This is a genomic window from Nonomuraea sp. B19D2 (assembly GCF_040137845.1).
Lineage (GTDB): Bacteria > Actinomycetota > Actinomycetes > Streptosporangiales > Streptosporangiaceae > Nonomuraea.
The window spans coordinates 1-7,263 of the sequence record NZ_JBEFAK010000108.1 but is presented as its reverse complement, the minus strand read 5'-3'; the positions used below and the strand labels follow the sequence as shown (position 1 = coordinate 7,263).

The 7,263-nt window shown below is 70.1% G+C and carries 6 protein-coding genes; all 6 read right to left on the bottom strand.

What is annotated here, in order from left to right:
- Positions 1 to 123 precede the first annotated feature (123 nt).
- Positions 124 to 1,041: a hypothetical protein gene (locus tag ABN273_RS58680; protein ID WP_349458488.1), complete on the bottom strand. Its 918-nt coding sequence runs from the start codon at positions 1,039 to 1,041 to the stop codon at positions 124 to 126.
- Positions 1,042 to 1,144: 103 nt separating this feature from the next.
- Positions 1,145 to 2,173, bottom strand: a complete 1,029-nt coding sequence (locus ABN273_RS58675) for a methyltransferase (protein ID WP_349458487.1) — start codon at positions 2,171 to 2,173, stop codon at positions 1,145 to 1,147.
- 58 nt (positions 2,174 to 2,231) lie between these two features.
- Positions 2,232 to 3,779, bottom strand: coding sequence for a nitrilase-related carbon-nitrogen hydrolase (locus tag ABN273_RS58670; RefSeq protein WP_349458485.1), 1,548 nt, complete (start codon positions 3,777 to 3,779; stop codon positions 2,232 to 2,234).
- Positions 3,776 to 4,012 (bottom strand): DUF8691 family protein, encoded by a 237-nt coding sequence (locus ABN273_RS58665; RefSeq protein WP_349458483.1) that lies wholly within the window; start codon positions 4,010 to 4,012, stop codon positions 3,776 to 3,778. The genes ABN273_RS58670 and ABN273_RS58665 overlap by 4 nt, the downstream gene beginning before the upstream one ends.
- 115 nt (positions 4,013 to 4,127) lie before the next feature.
- Complete coding sequence (locus tag ABN273_RS58660; protein ID WP_349458482.1) at positions 4,128 to 6,464, bottom strand: helix-turn-helix transcriptional regulator; 2,337 nt, start codon at positions 6,462 to 6,464, stop codon at positions 4,128 to 4,130.
- A 100-nt stretch (positions 6,465 to 6,564) separates the two neighbouring features.
- Positions 6,565 to 6,699 carry a hypothetical protein gene (locus tag ABN273_RS58655; RefSeq protein WP_349458480.1) on the bottom strand — a complete coding sequence of 45 codons (135 nt, stop codon included), beginning with the start codon at positions 6,697 to 6,699 and terminating at the stop codon, positions 6,565 to 6,567.
- Positions 6,700 to 7,263 lie beyond the last annotated feature (564 nt).

Below are 7,263 nucleotides of genomic sequence, written 5' to 3'. Positions count from 1 at the left end.
GATCAGCTCTCGGCACACGACCCACACCTCAGGCCCGGCCGGAACCCTCCAACGGCCCATCATGACCCGAGTGTGAATCCCCGATTCCAGTCTGAAAAGGCCACCAAGATCTTCAGGACACTCCTAGGGAAATATGATGTGGAAGACCTTGCCGAAGGCGATCGGCCGGTTCGCCACGCTATGGAATCCGTTCACCAGGTGCTCGTTCGCCCCCCACCAGTACCCTTGGGGCCGGTTCTCCGCGTCGGTACGGATGAAGACCCACCCGCGCCCCACGCCGTCGTATTCGGTCGTGCCGACGGATCGGGTGTCCGGGAAGGCATGGTACGGCGACCCCTGCCACGACGACGCCACCCCGTGCGGGTTCGTGGTGCTGTCGATCACCGGGACCGCCCACTCGATGGTGGAGTTGTTGCTGTCGCGGTCGTAAGACACCGGGGTCCCCGCCGCGATCATCACGTGGCCGGTGGGGTCGCCGGAATCAGGGACAGCGGCGTTGTACTTGACCGCGATGATCGTCCCGGAGCGGATCTCGGTCACCTGGTCCAGGGCCGGGCTGGAACTGGTGATGAACTGCGAGGTGCCGCTGGCGAAGGTGTCGTGGTACTGCGCCGCTGTCGGGCTTTGGGAGCCGAAGTGGTCCCCCAGGTACTGGTCGGTGACGAAAGGCCACGCCTCTTTCAGCACCATCGTCACGAAGGTGGCGCACTTGCTGCGGTTGAAGTAGCTGCTCGCCGTGCCGGGCGTGCCCCAGACGACCGACGTGCTCTGGTCGCCGGTGGCGTACATGTTGTGGGAGCTCTGAGAGGGCCAGCTCATGCTGTTGAGGTTGTCGGCGACCTCCGCCGCAGTCTGGTAGACGTTGCCCGGCGTGGCCGACGCCGCCGGAGCACTGGCCAGCAGGCCGGCTAACGAGACCGCGGCGGTCCCGACCACGGTGACCCTGCGCAGCAGCCTGCGCCTCCTGCCGTTACCGCTGGTGTACCGAGCAGTCGCCCCTTCGTTGCCGATGGACGGGGCTATGACGGATCTCGTACGCATGGAGGTTTCCTTTCAATTGTGGGCGTCCCGTGTCGGTGCCGCCCCTGTCTCCTATTTGGTGGCCGCCTCCGGGGCAGCCGTGCGTGACCCGGTTCCCGGCGGTTCAGTGAACGCGAACCCCATGACCAGGGCGCCGCGGGTGTCGATGTGTGCGATCAGCGACTTTTGTCGCCATCATCAGGAACTGCGGATACGTGGCGACGAAATGGCCGGCGTGGTCATCACGCGAGGCTTCGAACCCGTCGACGACCGTTCTGACCTCTTCCTCGGTGACCAGATCGGGGCTGTTCTTCTGGAGCAGCCGAATGACGCTCGTCAGGTAGTCACCGAACGCGGTGCCCATCTCCACGTTGTTCCGCAGCACGATGTTGAGATCATCGACCGTGAACCCCGCCTCCGTGGCGAGCCCGGGCAGCTTGCTGCCGATCACGCCGTCGGTGCCGCCTGCCGCTGTGACTCTCAGCCAGGCATCCCTCGTCAGCTGGAACGGTTCCCAATCTGGCCGCGTGGTCAGGAAGGACAGGTCTTCCTCGATCACGTAGATCCGGCCGCCCACTGGAAGCGCGTCATGGACGGCCCTCAAGACGCGTGCGGGATCGGAGACGTGCTGCAGCACGAAGCGCAGGACGCACCTGTCGAACCGCCCGCGCACGGCCTTCGGGATCGGATCCTCACCGATCTTGGACACCTCGATGCTGTAGTTCGGCGGTGCCGCTTTGCTCCTGCGAAATCTCCTGGCGAGATGCGGGTTCGACTCCACACCGAAGATACGGGTGCCGGAAAAGTTGCGGGCAAGGAAGGCTCCGTAGCCGCCCGCGGCGCTGCCGACCTCGAGGACCCCGCGACCGGTGCCGAATTCCCTGCTGCGGAGCCAGGCGACTTCACTCTCGCCCAGCGCCCAGGTCTGGACGTCCAGGAACCTCTCCCACTCCTGGAGTAATTCCTCCTCCTCGATGGCCTTCATCATGCCGGGCGTCAACGACGGGATGTCGTTTTCCGCCAGGACGTGCGGAGCCACTTCGCTCGTGGCCCGAGGCTCCGCCCAGCGGCGTTCGGTGTGGAGGGCAGAGTCGATCGAGTGCTGCTCGATCACGCTGTCGCGGTTGGTGGCTTCTGCTGTGGCGGACATCATCGTTCCTTCGGGAGGGGCTCGTGACGCCGAGCCGAGTGGAGGGCATTTCCCGGCGCGCTCAGGCCGCCCCGCCGGGCGGCGGCACGGCGGGTGCCGGCGCCTGTCCGGCTGTGCCGGACCTGGGCGCCGCAGGGCGGAACCGCCGGGCGCCCGCCGTCGCCGCCATGGCGAGCAGGCCGGCGAGGCAGAGCCAGGCGACGGCGTCGCCCACCCACCGGCCGTAGTAGGTGAGCCGTCCCTGGACGGGCACCGTGATCACCATGGCGTGGTCGGTGGTGCGGGCGTCACCGGTGAACCAGCTCGCCTCGTAGCCGATCATCCGCCCCTGGTGGTCGACGGCCATCGAGGTGCCGCGCCGGGCCGGCCGGACGACGCTCATCCCGTTCTCCACGCCGCGCAGCACTGCCTGCTGGGCGAGCGCGTCGGTGACCGGTTCCCAGTCGCTGGAGGGCAGCAGCAGGATGTCGGCTCCGGCCCGCCCGGCCTGCCGGACCAGCGGCATGAAGTTGGCGTCGTAGCAGATAACGGTCGCCAGCCGCCCGTACGGCGTGTCCGCGATGGGCACCACCCCGGGGCCGGGCACGTTGCCGTCACCGACGGGCGTGGACGTCTTGAGGTAGTTCCACACCAATGTGCCGCCGGGGTCGATCATGATCGCCCGGATCTCGACGTACGGGCTCAGCTCTCTGGGCAGCAGGTAGACCACGCCGATCTGGAGGTAGATCCGTTCCTCCCGTGCGACCGCCCGAGCCCGTTCGACCACCGCCGCCCCCTCTTCGGCGAAGTCGTAGGCCGCAGCCTCGGACCACACCACGATCCTGGCTCCCGCCCTGGCGGCCGTCACCGTGCGGTCGAGCAGGTCGTCAAGCATCGGGGTGAAGTACCGCCGCCTCAGCTCCGCGCGCTCCGCCGCACCGCGTGGGCCGGCCACGACGCGGGCGGCCATGGCCGCGTCGCTGGCGGCCCGGTTCGGCGCCAGCGCGGCCACCCGGACGGTCGGTCCGGCCGGACGGTCGAACACCAGGCGAGCCCCGCCCAGCAGCAGGACGGCGGTCAGGACGCAGGCCCAGACGGCGGCGCTCCAGCCGGCGGCTCGCAGGTCGAAGCCGCGCTCCCACACCTCGTTGGCCACCGGGGCCGTCCAGGCGATCAGGAACGCGAGCCCCCACAGGCCGGCCACGGACACCGACTGCAGCAGCGGCAGGTTTCCCACCTGGGTGCCCACCGGATGCCCCATCGTGCCGTTGTCCCCGGTGCTGAACAGGAACGCCAGGGCGACGTCGGCCGCGGGGAAGACGAGGGTGCGGGGCAACCCGCTCAGCCAGCGGCCGAGCAGCCGGTCCAGTGCGTACGGCACGGCGCCGAGCACACCCCCGCCGGCCGCGAGCACCGCGATCTGGTCCCCTGACAGGGCGCCCCGGAAGCTGATCGCAGTGCCGGCGGCGCTCGCGACGACCAGGGCCGGCAGAGCCCACCGGGCGCGGACGGTCCGGGTGAAACGCAGCAGCAGCACCGGCGCCCCCCAGGCGGCCAGCGGAAGGGTGGTCTGCAGGAAGGTGAACGGCAGCAGGGCCGCGCCGGCCGCCAGCCAGAGCCACGGCATCATCGGTTCACCCGCTCCGCGTCCGGCGAGATGGCCTCGACGAGCAGAAGCTCGCCGTCCACGTCCCACAGCAAGTTCAGCACGGCTCGCAGCGCGGCCTGGTCGACGGCCAGGTTCGGCATCACCGTTCGGGCGCCGTTCGAGTGGACGACCACTTCCCCGAATCGGCGGCGCAACTCGTCTTGCAGGCCGCTCGGGAGGATCCCGCGGATCTCTACCCGGTAGTTCGACCTCATCTCGATCTCCTTCGCATGACGCGCAGCATCACAGGTGACGGGGGGGACGCACACCACCCGGGCGCCGGACCACCCGGGGTGGAGCGCGAGGCCGCCCGAGCCGGGCGGATCCGCGTCAGATGAGGCCGAGGTCGCGCCCGCGCTGGACGGCTTCGGCGCGGGATGTGACGTCGAGCTTGCGGTACAGGCTCTTGGTGTAGCCCTTCACCGTGTTGATCGACAGGTAGAGCTCCGCGCCGATCTCCCTCCGGCTGAGCGGGCCGCGCAACGCGAGCAGGATGGAGTGCTCCCGGTCGGTGAGCGGTTCGACCGGCCCGGCGGCCCGCCTGATCAGAGCCGTCGGGCTCCACCCGACGCGGCGACGAGCCTCGGCGAGGGCGGCGCCCGCCGAGGGGAACACCGGCCAGGCCCGCGCCACCTCATCGGCCTCGGACAGGGCGGCTGATGCCGCCCGCCGGTCCCCGCAGGCCAGCTCCACCTCGGCCAGGGCGACCAGGGCCCGTACGACCTGGGTGGGGTGGCCGGTGGTCTGGGCCAGCCCCACGGTGTGGAGCAGCAGGTCGCGGGCGTGAAGCAGGTGGCCGTCGCGAAGGGCGACGACGCCCTCGGCAAGCCGCAGAAAGACCACCGCCGGCGCGGCGGCATCCCCGAGTTCAGACTCGATCGCCGCGACCTCGGGCAGCACACCCCGCAACAGCGCCCGCACCGGCTCGGGACCGTCCCGGTGGTGGCCGAGGCGTGCGGGCTCCGGGTCTTCGCGGTGCAACAGGGCCATCGCGAGCAGGCCGGTGGCCTGGAGCCGGGTGAAGGCGGGCAGGCCGACCACCGGGGCCTGCTCCACCGCCCGGGACAGTACCCGTGCCGCCTCGTCGTGGTGACTCAGACCGGACAGCACGCTCCCCATAGCGATCCGGGAGATCACCCAGCCGTGAACAGCGGGATCCACCTCGAGTTCGACGGCTCGCCGGACCATGTCGAGCAGCTCCTCGGGGGCGCGCCCGTCCTGGACGTACACGGCACGCAGCGTCATCGCCGCCGCGTGCCCGGACCGCCACCCGGCAGGAGGCTCTGTGCCGGAGGTGATGGCGGCCTCCGCGGCGTCGAGCAGCGGGGCCACCCGGTGAAGGTCGCCGGTGAGGCCCGCCGCCGACGCCAGCGAGATGCCCAGCCTCGGATTGGCCCGCACGGCCTCGGTTCCGAGACTGTCACCGAGCCGCAGGTAGGCGCCGATCGCGCCGCGGGCGAGAAAGTCGTCGTCTGCGCTGGCCAGCATCTCCGCCGCGCCACGCTGGTCACCGGCCGCGATCAGGCACCGGACCGCCTGCTCGCGCTCCCCGGCGTTCGCGTACCACTCGGCGGCTCTGCCCAGGAGACGCGGACCGGCCTCCGGGGCCACCGCGGCCAGCTCGCGCCGCAGGGCTTCCCGGAACAGCCGGTGATAGCGGTACCAGAACCGCTGCGAGTCCAGCGCGACGAGGAACAGGTCCGCGCGTTCGAGGTCGGCCAGCGCCACGTGGGAGCCGGACTGTTCGAGGACGGCGTCGCACAGCGGGCCGCACAGCTGTTCGAGCACGGATGTACGCAGCAGGAAGTCACGCTGTCCGGCGCGCAGGCCGTCGAGCACCTCGCTGGTCAGATAGTCAACGACGTGCCGGTCGTCGCCGCGAACCGTGTCCACACCGGCCGGTGGGCCGGGGGCGGCGCGGACCGCCAGTGCCATCAGCTTGATCCCGGCCGCCCACCCCTCGGTGCGGTGGACCAGGTCGGCGACGCCGTCGGTGTCGAGGGTGTCGCCGGCCACCCCGGCGACCAGGCCGGTCGCCTCGTCGTCGGTGAAGCGCAGCCCCGCCGCGCGGATCTCCGTCAACTCCCCACGCGCCCGGAGCCGGGCCAGCGGTAGCGCCGGGTCCAGCCGGGAGGCGACGACCAGGCGAAAGGAGGGCGGCAGGTAGCCGAGGAAGAACTCGACGGCCTCGTGGATTCGCCGGTCCTGGATCACGTGGTAGTCGTCGAGCACGAGGGAGTGCCGCCCGGGCGCCGCCGCGAGGTCGTTGAGCAGTGTGGGCACGGCCACCTCGAGCGGGTCGACCTCGGTCACACATAACGCCTTCAGCGCCGCGTCGCCCAGCGCCGGGTTCGCCGTACGCAGTGCCGAGAGCAGATAAGTCCAGAACCGGTGCGGCTCGTCGTCGGAGTCGTCCAGGGTCAGCCACGAGACGGCGGTGTCGCGCGCGAGGACGCTCCGCCGGGCCCAGTCGGCGAGCAGGGTGGTCTTACCCCACCCTGCGGGCGCGACCACGACGGCCAGGCGTTGGGAGCGGTCGTCGAGCCGGGTGGTCAGCCTGCTCCGGCCGACGGTGCCCGGCCGGACAGGAGGGACGAGCAACTTGCCGCCGACAAGCGGAGCCGCGGGCACCGGCGCGGCGGGCGGCCGCCCGTCCTGCAGCGCCATATGGTCTCCGCTCGCTTCGAACAGATGATGTCTCGCCCCCAGTGTGCCACCGGATCGCGAGCTGCCGAGGCGTATCCAGGAGCGGCGTCGCCTCGGCCTGTCAACGGCGGTCGAAAGTGGGCTCTAGCGCCCACTCACGAGCCTCCGCCCGGCGGATCGACTCCTTGTCCCCCGCGCGAGCGCCCGCCAGGTCCACGGCCGTGCCGTCGAACACCTCCAGGTGCATGTCGCGCACGATCTGGGCATCCACTCCTGTGGCGGCCTCGATCGCCTTGCGCGTCTCCGGAGTCGCGACAATGCCGTACGCCAGCGAGCGGACATCGCCAGACGTCGCCCGTACGTCCCGAGATACTCTGACCTGCGGCTCGCCAACTCATTTGAGACAACGTGAATGTGAGTGTCTCAACGATCATGGCGTCCAGCAGTGAACGTCTCAGATCACCTGGCGTGTGATCATGGAATGGCGAGGTCCTGGCCCTCGGCCCGGGCGCCGAGGCGTGACTCATCGAGGCCGCGGCTACCGTCGCCGTCTCCTTCAAGGCCGCGAACCACCGACCGGCACTTACCGCCTGGCCCGTGATGGAAGAGTCGCTGTCCCCTGGACTTGGGAGGATCTAGACTGGCCGCTACCCTGAGTTACTGACACCTCATGTTGCTTAACGCTGACAATTTCCGGCTCTGGATCAAAGCCTGTGGCAACAGAGCGTGACGGTGTTCGGGTCCAGGTCGACGGGCTAGTGGTAGTTGAGGACGCGAATGCGGAGCAGGTCGAAGCTGGCTCGTCCGAACATCTGCCGCT